17 protein-coding genes are annotated in these 16,553 nt (G+C 68.0%); 6 read left to right on the top strand and 11 right to left on the bottom strand.

What is annotated here, in order from left to right; translation table 11 throughout:
- Positions 1-37 precede the first annotated feature (37 nt).
- Entirely contained in the window at positions 38-895 is an 858-nt protein-coding gene (locus tag AB5I40_RS24365; RefSeq protein ID WP_370932375.1) for an alpha/beta fold hydrolase, read from the top strand.
- On the opposite strand, the gene AB5I40_RS24370 is transcribed toward AB5I40_RS24365, so the two are convergent.
- Positions 854-2,293: an amidase gene (locus tag AB5I40_RS24370; RefSeq protein WP_370932376.1), complete on the bottom strand. Its 1,440-nt coding sequence runs from the start codon at positions 2,291-2,293 to the stop codon at positions 854-856. The genes AB5I40_RS24365 and AB5I40_RS24370 overlap by 42 nt on opposite strands.
- A gap of 169 nt (positions 2,294-2,462) precedes the next feature.
- Positions 2,463-2,723 (bottom strand): DUF397 domain-containing protein, encoded by a 261-nt coding sequence (locus tag AB5I40_RS24375; protein WP_370932377.1) that lies wholly within the window; start codon positions 2,721-2,723, stop codon positions 2,463-2,465.
- A 484-nt stretch (positions 2,724-3,207) separates the two neighbouring features.
- Between AB5I40_RS24375 and AB5I40_RS24380 the strand changes: the two genes are divergently transcribed.
- Entirely contained in the window at positions 3,208-3,444 is a 237-nt protein-coding gene (locus tag AB5I40_RS24380; protein WP_370932378.1) for a hypothetical protein, read from the top strand.
- Between the two features lie 200 nt (positions 3,445-3,644).
- On the opposite strand, the gene AB5I40_RS24385 is transcribed toward AB5I40_RS24380, so the two are convergent.
- A complete protein-coding gene (locus AB5I40_RS24385; RefSeq protein ID WP_370932379.1) occupies positions 3,645-4,493 on the bottom strand; it encodes an SAM-dependent methyltransferase in 849 nt (282 codons plus the stop codon).
- Between the two features lie 120 nt (positions 4,494-4,613).
- Between AB5I40_RS24385 and AB5I40_RS24390 the strand changes: the two genes are divergently transcribed.
- Entirely contained in the window at positions 4,614-5,768 is a 1,155-nt protein-coding gene (locus AB5I40_RS24390; protein WP_370932380.1) for a glycosyltransferase, read from the top strand.
- Here AB5I40_RS24390 and AB5I40_RS24395 read toward each other — a convergent pair.
- The gene (locus AB5I40_RS24395; protein WP_354738712.1) at positions 5,728-6,582 is read right to left on the bottom strand and encodes a helix-turn-helix transcriptional regulator; all 855 of its coding nucleotides are present in this window, start codon (positions 6,580-6,582) and stop codon (positions 5,728-5,730) included. The two genes, AB5I40_RS24390 and AB5I40_RS24395, sit on opposite strands and share 41 nt — an antisense overlap.
- Before the next feature lie 282 nt (positions 6,583-6,864).
- Between AB5I40_RS24395 and AB5I40_RS24400 the strand changes: the two genes are divergently transcribed.
- Together AB5I40_RS24400 and gndA are read left to right on the top strand one after the other, a co-directional pair.
- Positions 6,865-7,782 carry an MBL fold metallo-hydrolase gene (locus tag AB5I40_RS24400; RefSeq protein WP_370932381.1) on the top strand — a complete coding sequence of 306 codons (918 nt, stop codon included), beginning with the start codon at positions 6,865-6,867 and terminating at the stop codon, positions 7,780-7,782.
- Positions 7,783-7,838: 56 nt separating this feature from the next.
- On the top strand, positions 7,839-9,275 hold the full coding sequence (gene gndA / locus AB5I40_RS24405) for an NADP-dependent phosphogluconate dehydrogenase (RefSeq protein WP_344288043.1): 1,437 nt from the start codon (positions 7,839-7,841) through the stop codon (positions 9,273-9,275).
- 76 nt (positions 9,276-9,351) lie between these two features.
- Here gndA and AB5I40_RS24410 read toward each other — a convergent pair whose 3' ends face one another.
- From AB5I40_RS24410 to AB5I40_RS24430, 5 genes are all read right to left on the bottom strand, one after another.
- Positions 9,352-10,074 (bottom strand): Clp protease N-terminal domain-containing protein, encoded by a 723-nt coding sequence (locus AB5I40_RS24410; RefSeq protein WP_370932382.1) that lies wholly within the window; start codon positions 10,072-10,074, stop codon positions 9,352-9,354.
- A gap of 60 nt (positions 10,075-10,134) precedes the next feature.
- Positions 10,135-10,326 carry an ArsR family transcriptional regulator gene (locus tag AB5I40_RS24415; protein WP_370932383.1) on the bottom strand — a complete coding sequence of 64 codons (192 nt, stop codon included), beginning with the start codon at positions 10,324-10,326 and terminating at the stop codon, positions 10,135-10,137.
- A 452-nt stretch (positions 10,327-10,778) separates the two neighbouring features.
- Positions 10,779-11,951, bottom strand: coding sequence for a 4-hydroxybenzoate 3-monooxygenase (locus tag AB5I40_RS24420; RefSeq protein WP_370932384.1), 1,173 nt, complete (start codon positions 11,949-11,951; stop codon positions 10,779-10,781).
- A gap of 12 nt (positions 11,952-11,963) precedes the next feature.
- Complete coding sequence (locus AB5I40_RS24425) at positions 11,964-13,187, bottom strand: NAD(P)/FAD-dependent oxidoreductase (protein WP_370932385.1); 1,224 nt, start codon at positions 13,185-13,187, stop codon at positions 11,964-11,966.
- Positions 13,188-13,252: 65 nt separating this feature from the next.
- Positions 13,253-14,332, bottom strand: a complete 1,080-nt coding sequence (locus tag AB5I40_RS24430; protein WP_370932386.1) for an erythromycin esterase family protein — start codon at positions 14,330-14,332, stop codon at positions 13,253-13,255.
- Between the two features lie 88 nt (positions 14,333-14,420).
- Here AB5I40_RS24430 and AB5I40_RS24435 point away from each other — a divergent pair, with 88 nt between their 5' ends.
- Positions 14,421-15,092, top strand: coding sequence for a MerR family transcriptional regulator (locus AB5I40_RS24435; protein ID WP_370932387.1), 672 nt, complete (start codon positions 14,421-14,423; stop codon positions 15,090-15,092).
- Here AB5I40_RS24435 and AB5I40_RS24440 read toward each other — a convergent pair whose 3' ends face one another.
- Positions 15,093-15,401, bottom strand: coding sequence for an NIPSNAP family protein (locus AB5I40_RS24440; RefSeq protein ID WP_370932388.1), 309 nt, complete (start codon positions 15,399-15,401; stop codon positions 15,093-15,095).
- Complete coding sequence (locus AB5I40_RS24445; RefSeq protein WP_370932389.1) at positions 15,398-16,519, bottom strand: 5-methyltetrahydropteroyltriglutamate--homocysteine S-methyltransferase; 1,122 nt, start codon at positions 16,517-16,519, stop codon at positions 15,398-15,400. The genes AB5I40_RS24440 and AB5I40_RS24445 overlap by 4 nt, the downstream gene beginning before the upstream one ends.
- Positions 16,520-16,553 lie beyond the last annotated feature (34 nt).

Genomic DNA, 16,553 nt, shown 5'->3' on the forward strand with positions numbered 1-16,553 from the left:
TTGAAACCGGTGAGAACCCGCGCTACCGTCTAACCCCATGAGCCGGTTAGAAGCAGCCATGGCCCAAGTGGACGATCTGCGCATGCACTACCTCCGCGGCGGCGACGGTCCGCCGCTCTTCCTCCTGCACGGCTGGCCGCAGACGTCGCACTGCTGGCACCGCGTCGCCGGGCCATTGACCGAGACGCACACCGTGATCGCCCCCGACCTGCGGGGATACGGGCGCACTGACAAGCCCCGCAACGGCTACGACAAGCGAACGATGGCCGCCGACGTCGCGAAGCTGGCCGAGCAGCTCGGGTTCGACCGGGTCGCGGTCGCGGGGCACGATCGCGGCGGGCGGGTCGCGCATCGATGGGCGCTAGACCGTCCAGACCAGGTGGAGCGACTGGCTGTGCTGGACATCGCGCCGACGCGGGAGATGTGGCGTCGCCTCGACAAAGATCTCGCGAAGGCCTACTGGCACTGGCTTTTCCACCTGCAGCCAGACCTGCCCGAGCTACTGGCCGGACAGAACATCGCCGCCTACCTCGGGTACTTCTTCGAGCGCTGGACCTTCCAACGCCACGGACTGCCCGCCGAAGACGTCGCCGAGTACGTCCGCGCCTTCGAAGCACCCGGCGCGCTGCGAGCCGGTTTCGACGATTACCGCGCCTCGTTCCCAGACGACGCTGAACTGGACGACGCCGACTACGCCGCCGGAAAACGCCTCACCCAGCCGGTACTGGCGATGTGGGGCAAGGCCGGTCTGCTCGGCAGCCTGCCCACGCTCGACATCTGGCGCGACTACGCGGACCACGTGACCGGTATCGGCCTCGAAGACTGTGGACACTTCCTCCCCGAGGAACAACCCTCACAGGTCGTGGCGCATCTGCGGGAATTCCTGGCCAGTTAACGGAATCCGAGCGAACCCCGCGCCCACGGTCTGCTCGATCGCCGCGCCGACGCGGAACGCGACACTGTCGGCGTACTTGTCCGCGACGACCTGAACGCCGGTCGGCACCCCATTGCTGGCCCAACCAGACGGCACGGCGAGCGCCGGATGCTCGCTGCCGACGTTGAACGCCGGAGTCAGCGACGCGTCCGAAAAGTGTTCCAGCGCAACACCGTTGACCACGACCTCCGCGGACAGATAGTCCTCGCCAGCAGCAAACGCAGTGGCACCGAGAGTGGGCACGATAAGCGCGTCGAACTGGCCGAACACCGCGTCGAGGCGCTCGCGGATCGTCGCTTCGACCGCGTGGCCGGTTTGAGCGTCCACAATGTTCTCGACACCCTTGCGCGCGAACGCCTGGCAGTACGGCGTGATCACGCGGGGATTCCGCTGGTCCAACTCCAGGACCTCGGCAGCCAGGCCGGTCCCGAAGTGCGCCCACAGGGCCTGCTTGACCATGTCGAGCGTCCAGTCGATCTCGATCTCGGTCACCGCCGCACCAACGGACGCCAGCGCCTGCCCGACCGCGCGGGTATTGGCCGCGATCTCCAAGTCCACCGGGAAGTCGCCAGGCACCGGACAGCACGCGACGCGGAGCCCACGCACGTCACCAAGCTCGACAGAAACCGCCGGGAGCCGCGAGTGCGGGTCGCGCGGGTCTTCGCCTGACATGACGTTCTGCAGGAGCGCGCAATCGGCGACAGTCCGGGCCATCGGACCGTGGTGGTAGTAGGTGTCCAACCCAGCGGGCGGCAAGGCCGGATTGCGGCCGTGCGGCGGCTTGAACCCCACGACACCGGTAAAGGACGCGGGCGCGCGGAGCGAACCACCGATGTCCGACCCAGTGGCGAGGAAGGCCGTCCCAGCCGCCAACGCCGCGCCCGAACCGCCGGACGAGCCGCCCGCAGCGGTCTGGAGGTTCCACGGATTGCGCGTAATCCCCCAGCGCCGCGTGTGAGACAGCGGCATGCAGCAGAACTCGGACGTCGTCGTGCGAGCGTGCAGAATGCCGCCTGCCGCCTGGATCCGGCTGAGCCCGATCGCGGTCTCCCGCGCCAGTTGAGGCGGACGCAGGAGGGTGCCGTCGGTGACCGGATGCCCGGCCAGCGGCTGTTCTTCCTTCGCCGCGACCGGCAGCCCTTCGAGCGGCCCCGGCTGGCCGCCGGGCGCGTACCGCTTCTCCGCGACCGCCGCCGCCCGCAGCGCCTGCTCGAACATCTCCTCGGCGAACGCGTTGACGTCCGGCTCGACCCGCCCGGCCCGTTCCACGACCGCGCGCATCAGCTCCACGGGTGACAACTCGCGGGCGCGGAAGAGCCGCAGTGCTTCGGAGGCAGAGAGGTAGTGGAGTGAGGTCATCGCGCGCTCCGTGGGGTCGGGCCGCTCAACCTACTCAGCAGGCGACCCTCGCCAAGCCGACATTCAACCCACAACCCCCGGCACCCACGGTGACCAGAGTCGATCCACACTCCACCCGATCGAGTGACTGTTGGCGAATCGTTCTCCGTTGAGACCTCGCCGTGATGGACTACTGGCTCGGCGGCAGGTCGAACTGGCCGGCCTTGACCGCGACGAGGAAGGCGTCCCACTCGCCGCGGTCGAAGACCAGCACCGGGCTCGCCGCGAGCTTCGTGTCGCGCACGCCGATCAAGCCGGGACGGGAGAGGTTGACCTCGACACAGTTTCCGCCGTTGGGTTCGCTCGCGAACGACTTCGCCCAGGCCGCGGCCGCGAACAGCGACTCTGCCGTGTCCGGGTCGTAATCCTGGGGCGACGGATAATCCGCCATGGGTCGTCCACCTCCGAGCCTTGTGCAGGGCGTGCGGTCTGGTGCACGTCCCCGGCTTCTTTGCGTCACTACGGAGCAAACCGCAGGGCCAAGCGGGTGATCAACTCGACCCGATCTCGACATGAAGATTATTCCAGGAGTAGGATTAATCGCAGCGATCGGGGCGTCAGTGGTGGGTGAATGGCTTGCGACATTCAGCCCAACACCGTCAGCACCGGCCCGGGCACCCGGCCCGGGCAGCGGAACAGCTGCGAGATATCGGGAGGAGTGCGGATGCGAGCCGACCCGTTCGGCCCGGCCAGGAGCCGATCCGCCCGCCTCTCCGGGATCCGCACTGGTCCAGGTGCTGCGACGACCCTGCGGAGACGCCGCAACGGAGCGGTTTCCCTGGTGCCCGGCGTTGACCCGCCGAGCGCGTACCACCCCGATCCGGCCGGCGCCGACCCGCGCCGGTTCCCGTTATCCGAACTGGGGGTGTGATCCCATGGCCGTCCGGCTCACCACGCTTTTCCGCCGTGAGGACGAACACACTCGCGGCCGGCGTGGGATCAATCACGAATTGCGCAACCGGTTCGGGTTCAGCCTGATCCAGGCCCCGCTGCGCAGCCCGATGGTTGTGGACACCGAAATCGAAGTACCCGCTCCGCGCCAAGCGGACAGCGTCCACACCACCCGCCACCGTCGCGAGACACGAGTACCGATTCTCCACGGGCTCGGCTGAGCCGAAGCCCGCATCGTCCACGCTCCCCGGAATCCTTTGCCCGGGGAGCGTTTTCGTGTCCGGCCCCTGGCCACAACGGAGGTTCAGACCACTTCTGCCGGTCTAGACCATGCCCGCCGCCGGGCTCCCGTTGATGTACGTGAGGGGAACCCTCAGGGACTCTGATTCCCTCAGGGTTCCCCTCACAGACTTTCGCACGGTCAGGGCTTGCGCCCCAAAGCGCAAATCCCGCCGCTGAACGAAGGATCGTCGGCCATTCGGTCGCTCGCCGTCGTCTCGCCCGCCTCCGGGTGCCAGTCCGACACCCACGCGATGCCCGGCTCCACCAGTTCCAGCCCGGAGAAGAACTCAGCGAACTCCGCCCGCGAGCGGTAATGGAACGGCGTGCTCGACTTCTGGTACTGCTTGTGGATCGCGTCGCGGCGTTCGCCGTCGTTCGTCGGGACGCCGTCGTCTGTCAGGTGCGAGGACAGGAAATACGAGCCGGACGGCAGCAGCGACAGGTACTTCTGCACGATCTCCAGCGCCGGCTCGTCGCGGCCGACGAAGTACAGCACTCCGACCATGATCAGGCCGATCGGGCGCTTCGGGTCGAGTACGCCGGTGTCGAGCGCGCGCGGCCAGACGTCGGCCGGGTTGCGCAGGTCGCCCTGCAGCACCGCGTGCCGGTCGGCGACGCCGTCTCGTTCCAGCAGGATCTGCGAGTGCGCGACGGCCACCGGCTCGTTGTCGACGTACACGCAGCGCGCGTTCGGGTTCACCGACGTCGCGATCTCGTGCACGTTGCCGACGGTGGGCACGCCGGAGCCGATGTCGAGGAACTGGTCGATGCCTTGTTCGGCCATGTACCGCACGCCGCGGCCGAGGAACTCGCGACCGGCCTTGGCGATGGTCTTGATCATCGGAAAGGTCTGGACCGCTTTTTCGCCGAACTCGCGGTCGATGGCCCAGTTGGCGGTGCCGCCGAGGAACCAGTCGTAGATCCGCGCCGCGTTCGGCCGATCGAGGTCGACGCCCTCCGGGGCTTCCGGATCCGGTGCCTGAGTCATCAGCTTCCCCTTCCGTGCGGGTACCAGTGTGCCCACTCGCCGCGCCCGCACGCCGCCGCCCCCGGCAATCGCCCGAAAATGCCACGACTCCGGTACATCCGGGCCACTAGGTTGCGGAGGATGCGCATCCTCTTCTCGTTCGTCGGCGGTCGCGGCCACTGGGATCCGATGGCACCGGTCGCGCGAGCGCTCCTCGCGCGCGGCCACACCGTAGCGGTCGCGGGCGGCGGTTCGCATGTACCCGCGCTCGCCAAAGCCGGGTTCACGACCTTCGCGGTCAACGAACCGCGCGAGGTGGAAGTGACGCGACAGCCGATGCCGCCGGTCGATCCGGCGCGCGACGACTGGGAAATCCGGGAGCTGTTCGCCCGCCGCGCGACTCAGGAACACGTGCCGGTGCTGCTGGAGATCGCCCGGGAATGGCGGCCGGACCTGATCGTCCGGGACGAGGTGGACTTCTCCGGCGCGATTGCCGCCGAGGTGCTGGGCCTGCCGTGCGCGACCGTACTGGTGCTCGCCGCGGGAACGTTGCTGCGCAAGGAACTCCTCGCCGAACCGCTCGCCGAAGCCCGCGCCGCGCACGGCCTGCCGGACGATCCGGAGCTCGAAATGCTCACCCGCGGCCAGGTGCTCTCGCCGGTCCCGCCGTCCTTTCGCGACCCCAGTTCGCCGCTGCCGCCGGGCACTTTCTCGTTCCGCCAAGGAGATCCGGTCGCGCCCCGCCGGCCCGCCGAGAGGCCACGCGTGTACTTCACGCTCGGCACCAATTTCAACCTCGAGTCCGGCGACCTCATCGAGCGCACGCTCGCCGGGCTGGGCCAGTTGGACGCCGAGGTGACCGCCACCGTCGGCACTCAGATCGACCCCGCCGAGTTCGGACCGCAACCGGCGCACGTCCGCGTGGAACGGTTCGTCCCGCAGGCTGAACTGTTGCCGCGCCTCGATTTGATGATTTCGCACGCCGGGTCCGGCAGCGTGATCGGCGCGCTCTCGCACGGACTGCCCTCGCTGCTTTTCCCGATGGGCGCCGACCAGCCCGGCAACGCCCGCCGCTGCGCCGCGCTGAACGTCGGCTACGCGCTGGACCCGGAAACGTCCACTCCGGACGAAATCTGCCAAGCCGCCGCGAAAGTACTCGCCGACCCCAGCTATCGCGAGGCCGCGCAACGAGTGCAAGCGGAGATCAACGCCCTGCCCGATGCGGCGGAAACCGTGCCCGTGCTCGAAGCACTCGTCACATCATCTGCGAGCGGTAGCTTTCCGCCAGCTCCTTGAGGAACTGCCGCGTCTCGCCCCGCTCCAGAGCCGCCCCGCGCAGCCGGTCCCACGAGTCCACGAAGATGTTGAAGTCCTTCACGTCGTCGAGGTACAGCCCGCCCGCGGAGTGTTCGATGTAGACGAAGTCGCGCGTGCGGTCCGGGAACCGCATGATCGTGAAGTCGTTGGGCACCGCGGCGAGCTTCGCGCCGAACGGCAGGACATGCACGTACACGCGAGGGTGCCGGTCGAGCGCCAGCAGGTGCTCCACCTGGTCCAGCATCACCGCGGGCGCGATCCCGCCGGGTGCGCGGCGCAGCGCGCCCTCGCTGATGATGAACCGGTAGTACGGCGGCTGCTGCTGGTCGAACACTGCCTTGCGGTCGAGCCGGTTGCGCACGAGCGATGTGACGTCGGTGGCTCCCGCCTCGGTGAACTGCTTGAGCATGTAGTGCTCGGACTGCAGCGGCCCCGGCACGCGCTCGCCGTGCCAGGTGAGGATCTCCGCGGCGGCGGGCTCGAGGTCGGTGAAGGTGCGGAACCAGTGCGGCACCACCGACCGGTAGCCCGACCAATGGCCGCGCTGCCCGGCCGCGGCCCGGGCCAGGTTCATCAGAGTGTCGGCTTCTTCGCCGTTGATCCCGAACGCGTTCAGCATGGTCCGCACATCTCCGAGCTTGACCCCCACCGCACCGGACTCGATCTTGTTGACCTTGCCCTGGGTGCAGCCGAGTACCTCGGCGACTTGCTGCTGCGTCATCTTCGCGGCGTTTCGAGCATGCCGGAGCTCATTGCCGAGCTGCTTGCGGCGCGAGGTGACGGTGCTCGCCATCTCCCCTTGCTCTCCTGGACCACTATGCCGACGGGCTTTCCGCCGGACCGCGAACTACGAACCACCCAGGCCACTGCGACCCAACGGAGTTCGATGATGACACCCGGCAGCGTTTCAGGAAATGCACGAGAACGCCAGTCACCCGGCATGTCACCCTGCCGGAGCAGTGGATTCCGGGCGTCGCGGACATCTCGGCTACTCCATTCGGACTAAGAGGAGACTTCCGGGCACAGCTGCACCACAGAGGCCCCGCGTCGGCGGCATGGGCGGCATAGTGTCGGCGTGATCGATCGATCCCCTGGCGCGGCTAGCGTCAAACAGCTGGCAGACGGCGCGTTCGGCTACGTCCAGCCCGACGGTTCCTGGTTCATCAACAACTGCGGCTTCGTCGACGCCGACGGGCACGCTGTGCTTATCGACACATGCGCGACCGAACGGCGTACGCGCGCCCTGCTTTCGGCCGTGGGCGACACCGCCGGCCCGGTCACGACGCTCGTCAACACGCATCACCACGGCGACCACACGAACGGCAACTACCTCGTCGGCGGCGCCACCGTCGTCGGCCACCGCAAGACCCGCGAGACGCTGCTGGCCGACGGGATCCAGCGGTACGAGGGCGTCTTCACCGACAGCGATTGGGGCAAGCTCGAACTGCGCGTGCCCGACCTGGTCTTCGACGACACCGTCACCCTTTACGCCGGACAGACCCGGATCGACCTCATCCACCCCGGCCACGCCGCGCACACCACCAACGACGTCCTGGTCTGGCTGCCCGAACAGCGTCTGCTCTACGCGGGCGACCTGGTGTTCAACGGCGGCAGCCCGTTCGCGCTCATGGGCTCGGTGGCGGGCTGGCGGGCCGCGCTGAACGTGATCCGCGAGCTCGACCCGGCGGTCATCCTGCCCGGCCACGGCCCGGTGTGCGGACTCGAAACGGTGGACCTGGTCGACGACTACCTGGAGTTCGTCCAGCGCGCGGCGGAAACCGGCAAGGCGGCTGGCCGCTCGCCGCTGGAACAGGCGAGGGCGACCGACCTCGGCCGGTTCGCCGAGCTGACCGAACAGGAACGCCTCGCCGGAAACCTGCACCGGGCGTACGCCGAACTCGACGGCGAAGGGTGGGGTGCGCCACTCGATCTGGTGGCTCCGCTGAAGGACATGCTGGCCTGGAACGGGGGCCCGATCCGCTGCTTCTCGTGAGCACCGGTTTTGTGGCTAGGCTCGGAATCCGGCAGAGGTTTTCGGAAAGGTTTCGGATGAGCAAGAAGGCGAGCATCGGGGTCACCGGCCTCGCGGTCATGGGCCGCAACCTGGCGCGGAACCTGGCCCGGCACGGGCACACGGTCGCCCTGCACAACCGCTCCGAGGAGCGCACCCGCTCGCTCGTCGAGCAGTTCGGCGACGAAGGCGACTTCATCCCGGCGTACTCCGCGCAGGAGTTCGTCGACGCGCTGGAGCGGCCGCGGCAGATCGTGATCATGGTGAAGGCGGGCGGCCCGACCGACGCCGTCATCGAGGAGTTCGCGCCGCTGCTGGAGCCGGGCGACGTGATCGTGGACGCGGGCAACGCGCACTTCGCGGACACCCGCCGCCGTGAGCAGGCGCTGCGCGAACGCGGCCTGCACTTCGTCGGCACCGGCGTGTCCGGCGGCGAGGAAGGCGCGCTGCACGGGCCGAGCATCATGCCCGGCGGGTCGAAGGAGTCCTACGAGTCGCTCGGCCCGCTGTTCGAGGACATCTCGGCGAAGGTCGACGGCGAACCGTGCTGCACGCACGTCGGCGCGGACGGGGCCGGGCATTTCGTCAAAATGGTGCACAACGGCATCGAGTACGCCGACATGCAGCTGATCGCGGAGTCGTTCGACCTGCTGCGCGGCGCGGCGGGCTACTCCCCGGCGGAGATCGCCGACGTCTTCGGCACCTGGAACACCGGGCGGCTCGACTCGTACTTGATCGAGATCACCGCCCAGGTGCTCAAGCACGTCGACGGCGCGTCCGGCAAGCCGTTCGTCGACGTCGTCGAGGACGCGGCGGAGCAGAAGGGCACCGGCCGCTGGACCGTGCAGATCGGGCTCGACCTCGGCGTGCCCATCAGCGGTATCGCGGAAGCGGTCTTCGCGCGGTCGCTGTCCGGGTCCACGGGGCTGCGTTCGGCCGCGCGCGGCTTGGGCGGGCCGACCCGCACACCGCTCACCGGGTCCGCGCTGGAGACCTTCGCGGACGACGTCGAGCAGGCGCTGTACGCGTCGAAGGTGGTCGCGTACGCGCAGGGCTTCAACCAGATCCAGGCCGGTGCCGCGGAGTACGGCTGGGACATCGACCTGGGCCGCGTCGCCTCGATCTGGCGCGGCGGCTGCATCATCCGGGCGAAGTTCCTGAACGACATCACGTCCGCCTACGCCGCCGAGCCGGGTCTCCCGACGCTGCTCACTTCCGGCGGTTTCCGGGCAGCGGTCGAAAACGCGCAGGACTCGTGGCGTTCGGTGATCTCGACGGCGGTCCGCCTTGGCATCCCGACGCCCGGCTTCTCGACCGCACTGGCGTACTACGACGGCCTGCGCGCGGACCGGCTCCCGGCCGCACTGGTGCAGGGACAGCGCGATTTCTTCGGCGCGCACACCTACCGGCGGGTCGACCGTCCCGGTTCGTTCCACACGCTGTGGGCCGGGGACCAGTCTGAGGTCGAAGCCTGATTTTTGGTGTTGAGGAAGGGCTCTCCCCGTGTTCTCGGGGAGAGCCCTTCTCGCTATCCAAGGGTCAGGACGGCGATCACTTTTGCAAGGTGCCGAGAATTTCCGCGAGGAATTCCTTGATCTTCGTTTCGGCCTGTTCCTTGTCGACCCCCAGTGCGGCAAGGACTTCGTAGCCCGCGCCCTCGCCCTGTTCCAGCAAGGCGAGGAGGAGGTGCTCGGTGCCGATGTAGTTGTGCCCGAGCCGCAGCCCCTCGCGCAGGGTGAGTTCGAGCGTCTTCTTGCCCGCCGGAGTGAACGGCACCTTCTCCGGCACCTCGTCGACTGGCTCCGGCAGCTTCGCCTCGGCAGCTTCCCTGACCGCGTCGAGAGTGATCCCCTGCGCGACGATCGCTCCCGCCGCCAGCGCGTCCGGCTCGGAGAGCAGGCCGAGCAGCAGGTGAACGGTGTCGATCCCGGGGCTCTTGCTGTCGATGGCCGCCTGTTGAGCCGCGACGATGACGTGCCGGGCCCGGTCGGTGTAGCGGCCGAACATCCGCTGTATCCCGCCGGATGGATCGTCGCCCTTCGGCACGAATCTCTTCTGGGCGGCTTGTTTGGTTACGCCCATGCTGGCCCCGATGTCGGTCCAGGAAGCCCCGCTGCGCCTCGCCTGGTCGACGAAGTGGCCGATCAGGTGGTCCGCGACGTCACCAAGATGCTGGCCGACGTACACGGCGTCGGTGAGCTGAGCGAGAGCGTCTTTGTCGTTGTTGGCCTTGATGGCGCTGATGAGGTCGTCGAGTTTCACTGAGTCGGTCATGGCGTCAACTGTAGGTTGACGATTGGGTTGCGTCAACCCTTGGTTGACCAGGTGTGCGGCTTATTCGCCGAGCATGACCTTGCCAGTGCGCCGGTAGCGAGCGTTCGGGCTGCGCGGGGACTCGCCGATCAACTCGACCAGTTCCTCGTCTCGAAGAACGCGCAACCATCGGGACACCGTCTTGTCCGGCATGTCCAGCAGCGCCGCCAGTTCGGCCCGGGCCAGTTCGGCGGAGCCTAAGGCGTCCAGCACCTCGCGCCGCCGGTCCCGCCTGCCGCTCGTCCGAAGACCGGCACCGACCGAAGCGATCCCTCGAGAACCCGGTTGTCGAGGGGTCTGTCTCCGGTGCGGAGATCCGCTCCCTCCGGCGTCGGGTAATGCACAAAGGAGATCATCAGTTGAGGGAAGAAGTGCTGCGGATAGCGTCCGAGTGCCAGCAATCCCGCGGCAGTTACCCGATCATCGACGAGAACCTTGACCCTGCGTAGAACATCCTCTCGCGAAAGGTCCGCGAACGCGTAGGGCCGCTGCTGTTGAAGCCGCCCGACGAACGTCGAGACGACTTCGGAGTCCAAGTCGGCAAGACTTGCTTCCGTAACCGGTTCCTCGTCGTCTCGCAGCTGCCCCGCCTCTACTTGCTCACTTACTTGCTCACTTGGGTGTAAGCGAGCAAGTAAGTGAGCAAGTAGCCGCCGCTGGTGCACTCAGGAGAACGGCAGCCCCACGTAGTTCTCCGCCAAACTCGTCGCCGCCGCCCTAGACGACGCCGTGTACCGAAGTTGCGACAACTGCAGCCGCCGGGCAAAGGCGTCCGCACCCGGATCGACATGCAGCATCGTCGTCATGAACCACGAGAAGTGCTCCGCCCGCCACACCCTCCGCAGGCAAGTGTCCGAATAGGACTCAGCCAGCGACGCATCCCCCTGCAGCAAAGCGACCAATGCCCGCGACAGCACCACGACATCCGCGACGGCCAGGTTCATTCCCTTGGCCCCCGTCGGCGGCACGATGTGCGCCGCGTCGCCGGCCAGGAACAATCGGCCGTGACGCATGGGTTCCGTGACGAAGCTGCGCATCGGCGTGATGCCCTTGTCCTGGATCGGCCCCTCCTGCAGAGTGAACTCCCCATCAACCGCCAGGCGCGTCGACAGTTCCGTCCAGATCCGGTCATCCGACCAGGCCGCCAGGTTTTCCCCCGGATCAACCTGCAGGTACAGCCGCGTGACATCCGGGGAGCGCATGCTGTGCAAGGCAAATCCCCGAGGATGATGGGTGTAGATCAACTCCTCGTGCGACGGCGGCGTCTGCGCCAGCACTCCCAGCCAGGCGAAGGGGTACTCGCGTTCGAAGGTAGTCTGCACATCGTCCGGAATGGACGGACGCGAAACACCGTGGAAACCGTCACAGCCTGCCACGGCGTCGCATTCCAGGGTTTGCCAGGCACCAGACGAATCCCGGTAGCGCACAACAGGGCGCGAAGTATCCAAAGAGGACAGTGAAACTTCCGAGACCTCAAAGTGCAGCGGCAGATCCGCGGCCTCATGCGCGTCGACGAGGTCCTTCACGATCTCCTGCTGCCCGTACACCGTGATCGCCTTGCCGGTCAGCTCGGTGAGCGCGATGCGATGGTCGGCACCATCAAACCGGAGCGAGAAACCCTCGTGCGGCAAGCCTTCCGCCGCCAACCGGCCGCCGAGGCCGATCTCCGTGAGCAGGTCGACCGTCGGTTGTTCGCACACCCCGGCGCGCACGCGTTGCCGCACGTACTCGCGGTCGCGGGCCTCGAGCACCACAGCCTCGACACCCGCCTGGTGCAGCAAATACGACAGCAGCAACCCGGCCGGGCCAGCACCGATCACGGCGACCTGCGTGCGCAACGGAACCTCCGATCAAGCCGCGGTGCGCGACTTCAGGTGTGCTTTCAGATCGAACGAGCTGGCTTCCAGATCCGCGTACGCCGGATGCGGTTCCGCGGCGAACAACCGGCGCGCAGCAATATGATCCGGCGCGCGGTTGACCGATTCGACGGCGATCAGCACGTCGTCGCGGAAGGACAGCACGGAGAACTTCCCGGCGGACCGATCACCGGTGACCACGGTCCGGTCGGCGGCCCCGAGAATGCCCGCGATCTGCAGTTTCGCGCCGGTCTGGTCGGTCCAGAACCACGGCAGGCTGTCGTACCGAGCCGGTTCGCCGGCGATCGCCGCGGCCACCGATCGAGCCTGGTCAACGGCGTTCTGCACGGATTCCAACCGCGTCGCGGCGCCGGCCTGCACGCAGGGGAAGCAAGCGCAGTCGCCGATCGCGAAGATCTTCGGGTCCTCCGTGCGCAGGTGTTCGTCCACGACGACGCCGTTGCGCACCTCAAGCCCAGCCGCCTCGGCCAGCGCGGTTTCCGGCAGCACGCCGACCGCCACGACCACAAGGTCGGCAGGCAGCCGTCGCCCGTCGGAGAGTTCGACGGACTCCACGCGGTCGGACCCGTGCAGCGCGGTAACTCCGACGCCCAGCAACAACGTGTGCCCGGCCGCCCGGTGATGTTCGGCGAAAAACTCCGAGATCTCCGGCGACGCGACCCGCGCCAGCAACCGATCCTGCGCCTCCACCACGGTGACCGGACGGCCGGCGTGCGCGGCGAACTCCAGCCCGATGAACCCGCCGCCGATCACCACGACGTCGCCGGCCGCGTCCAGCGAGGCCCGCAGCCGGTCGGCGTCCGCGCGCGTGCGCAGCGTCAGGACGCCTTCGAGGTTGGCGCCGGGCACCGGCAGCGCACGGTTGCGCGCGCCGGTGGCCAGCACCAAATGGTCGTAACCCAGCTCCGTACCGTCCTCGAGCCGGACCTTCGCCGCGTCCCGGTCGATCGCGGCGACCCGGCCGGGGACCAGCTCGATGTCCTTCTCGGCGAAGTAATCCTCGGGCCGCAGCACCAGCTGCTCGACGCCCGCGCTGCCCGCCAGATACGCCTTCGACAGCGGCGGCCGCTGATACGGCACCCCCGGCTCGTCGCCGACCAGAACCACGCGGCCAGCGAACCCCTTGTCGCGCAAGGACGCCGCGGCCTGGAACCCGCTTTGCCCACCGCCGACGACGAGAACGGTCTCGGTGCTCATCTCGCTCCTCCCGACATCTCGCTCCATCTGAGCACACCTCAGCCAAGATCGTCGAGGAGCAGCGGTCACACCCGCCGCAGGAACGCGATCGCGTCCGCCGCCTCGACCGCGTCGAACGGGAGATACCCGCGTCCGTCTCCGGTCCGCGCAGGCAAATCGGGGTCGATTCCGGCGGTTTCGACCAGTTCACGGTCCTGAACCGTCGCGGCGAGATACTCCTGCAATGTCCCCGGCGCGGGCTCCCCTACCGCATCGGAGAACCCGAAATCGGTGGCAATGAACACATACCGGTCACCAAGCCGATCAGCGACCTGCGCGCCCGCGCTCCACCACTGCGCACCCATCATCGAAGCCGCGCGCCGCTGCAGGTGCTGGTTGTGCGCGGAGACGAAGGTGCCCGGGAGCGCGAGCAGGTTGTCCGCCATCATCGTGTCGCGCTGCGCCCCGAGCCTGCCCATCCGTTCCGGCGAGGTGTCGGCCATCAGCGAGTGGTAGCGACAGAGCCCGACCGCGGTCCGCGCGAGCAGGTCTCCTCCTTCGGGCAACGCCGGGCGAGCCCGTTCGAAGTGGCCAGCGAGATCGTCGGCGACCAACCGCAGCTCCCGCGCGTCCGGACTGTCCCCTTTGGACTTCGCCCCGTCCCACATCGCCGCCTCGTCGGCCCACGCCGCGTCGTCGCCAGCCAGCCGCTCGATGGTCGCGACGTCGTGCGGGACGTCGTCAAGGTGCTTGGCCAGGAAGCCATGCAGTTCGGTGAGCACCGCGCGCGGGCTGGGCGCGCTGGCCATCTCGAGCGGAGCGTCGAAGCCGTGGAAGTGGACCTGGTCTTCGGGCACCCGGCCAGCGTTGTGGTCGCGCATCCACTCGACCAGCGCGCGGTTCGACGGGAACGCTCCGAACCCGTGGCTGAACCCGGTGGCCAGCACCTTGTCGAGGTCGCCCTCGCCGGTGGTGACGTAGCGATCGACCAAGCGTCCGGCCAGGCAATCGCTCTCCAGCGCGATCGACCGGTAGCCGTGTTCGAGGACGAGATGCTGGAAGATTTCGTTGCGGAACAACGGGAACGCCTCGGTCCAGTGCGTGGGTTCTCCCAGACCGAGCAGCGTCGGGGAACGGTGCGCGAGGAAGTCGTCAAAGGTCTGCATTGCTTTGACCGTATCGTTGAACTCTCCGTTGGCACTTCTGCGCGAAACACCTGGTTGAATGGCGTGGAACCCTCAAACCGGAGGTGACATGCGTCCGAAAGACCTCGCCCGCGAGCACGGCCTGTCGACCCAGGCTGTCCGCAACTACGAGGAGGACGGCATCCTCCCGCCCGCCGAACGCGGACCGCAGGGCTACCGGACGTACACCGAACGCCACGCACAAGCCTTGCGCGCCTTCCTCACCCTGCGCCCCGGCTTCGGCCACGCCCGCGCGGCGGCGATCCTGCGCGCGGTCAACGAGCGTTCGGAAGACACCGCGTTCCAGCTGATCGACGAGGGCCACGCCGAGTTGCTGCGCGATCGCGGCACCCTCACCGAAGTCGAGCACGCGCTGCGGAACCTGACGCAGGAACCGGCTGTCCGGGTGACGGTGCCGTCGATCGGCGCGCTAGCGCACCAGCTGTCCGTGCACCCGGCCACGCTGCGCAAATGGGAGGCCGCCGGGATCCTCCAGCCGGAACGCGACCGAGCCGGAAACCGCCGCTACCCACCGGCCGCGGTCCGCGACGCCCGCCTCGCCCATCAACTGCGCCGCGGCGGCTACCCGCTGGCCCGGATCGCGGCGGTACTGGAGCAGGTCCGGCACGCGGGCGGGGTCGCGCCGCTGGAAGAAGCCTTGCGCACCTGGCGTTCCCGGCTCACGACCCGAGCACACGCGATGCTGGACGGGGCCGCCCAGTTGTCGCGCTACCTCGAATGATCACTCCGGCAGCAACGGCCGCATGAACGTCCGCCGATACCGGATCACGCACCCGCTCTCGTCCCGGATCCGGTCCGCCGCCACGAATTCCGGGTCCACTCCGAACAGTGTCCGGTACCGCTCGTACTCGGCAAGGCTTTCGAAGCTGAACAGCGCCCGGGCCTCGTCGCTGGCCCCTTCCGCGGGCAGGAAATACCCGTGGTGCACCCCGCCCTCGCGGCGCACCAGGCGCATCCACTCGGCGGCGAACCGTTCGAAGTCCGCGATCTTCTCCGGGTCGATCACGTAGTCGACAACGCAGGTGATCACGAACGTCCCCAGACCCGCTCCGCGGTGGAAACGATCAGCTCCAGCTTCCGCAGCTGCTCACTGGCGGTCAGGTCGTTTCCCTCCTCAGTGGACGAAAACCCGCACTGCGGCGACAAGCACAGCTGGTCGACGTCCACATACCGCGACGCTTCCTCGATCCGCCGGACCAGCGCGTCCGGGTCTTCCAAATCCGGCCGTTTGCTGGTCACGAGCCCGAGCACGACCCGTTTTCCCTTCGGCACGAACCGCAACGGCTCGAAGCCGCCGGAACGTTCGTCGTCGTACTCCAGGAAGAATCCGTCCACCGCCAGCTCGCCGAACAGCGCTTCGGCGACGAACTCGTAGCTCCCGGACGCCACCCACGACGAGCGGAAATTGCCGCGGCACAGGTGGGTCGTCACGGTCAGGTCGTCCGGTTTCCCGGCGAGCGCGGCGTTGATCGTCGAGATGTTGCGCAGGTGCATGGTGTCCGGGTCGCTGCCCATGCGCGCGACGAGCTCACGCTGTTTCGGGTCGTTGAGGTATGCCAGGCTGGTGTCGTCCAGCTGCAGATACGTGCAGCCGAGCGCGTTCATCGCCCGCAACTGCTCCGCGTACGCCGCGCTGAGGTCGGTGAAGAACTCGTCCAGCTCCGGATACACGGTCTCGCTCACCGCCGCCCGGCCGCCGCGGTAATAGACCATGCTCGGCGACGGGATGGTCAGCTTCGGCGTGATGCCCGGGTCGGTGTGCGCTTTGAGGAACTCGAAGTGGTCGGCGAAGATCGGCTCGTCGAGCCGCACCTTGCCGTCGACCTGCAGGCCCGGCGGACTGAATTCCAGGTCGCCGGCCAGATTGTGGAATTTCACGTGCAGCCGCTCGTCGCTGCGCGAGACGCCGCCGAGCGCGTAGATGAAGTCCATGTGCCAGGAGGACCGGCGGAACTCGCCGTCGGTCGCCGATTCGAGGCCGGCCGCCTTCTGCATCTTCACGACGTCGCGGATCGCGTCGTCCTCGACGGCTCGCAGCTGTTCGGCGGAGATCTCCCCAGCCGCGTGGTCGCGCCGCGCTTCGCGCAGCACCGCCGGCCGCAGCAGGCTCCCTACATGATCGGCACGGAACGGAGGTCGTGCAGTCATGTCTGGCATGGTCACACACAAACCGGCGGTATGT

Origin of the sequence: Amycolatopsis sp. cg13 (assembly GCF_041346965.1) — a bacterium.
In the GTDB taxonomy this organism is placed as follows: Bacteria; Actinomycetota; Actinomycetes; order Mycobacteriales; family Pseudonocardiaceae; genus Amycolatopsis.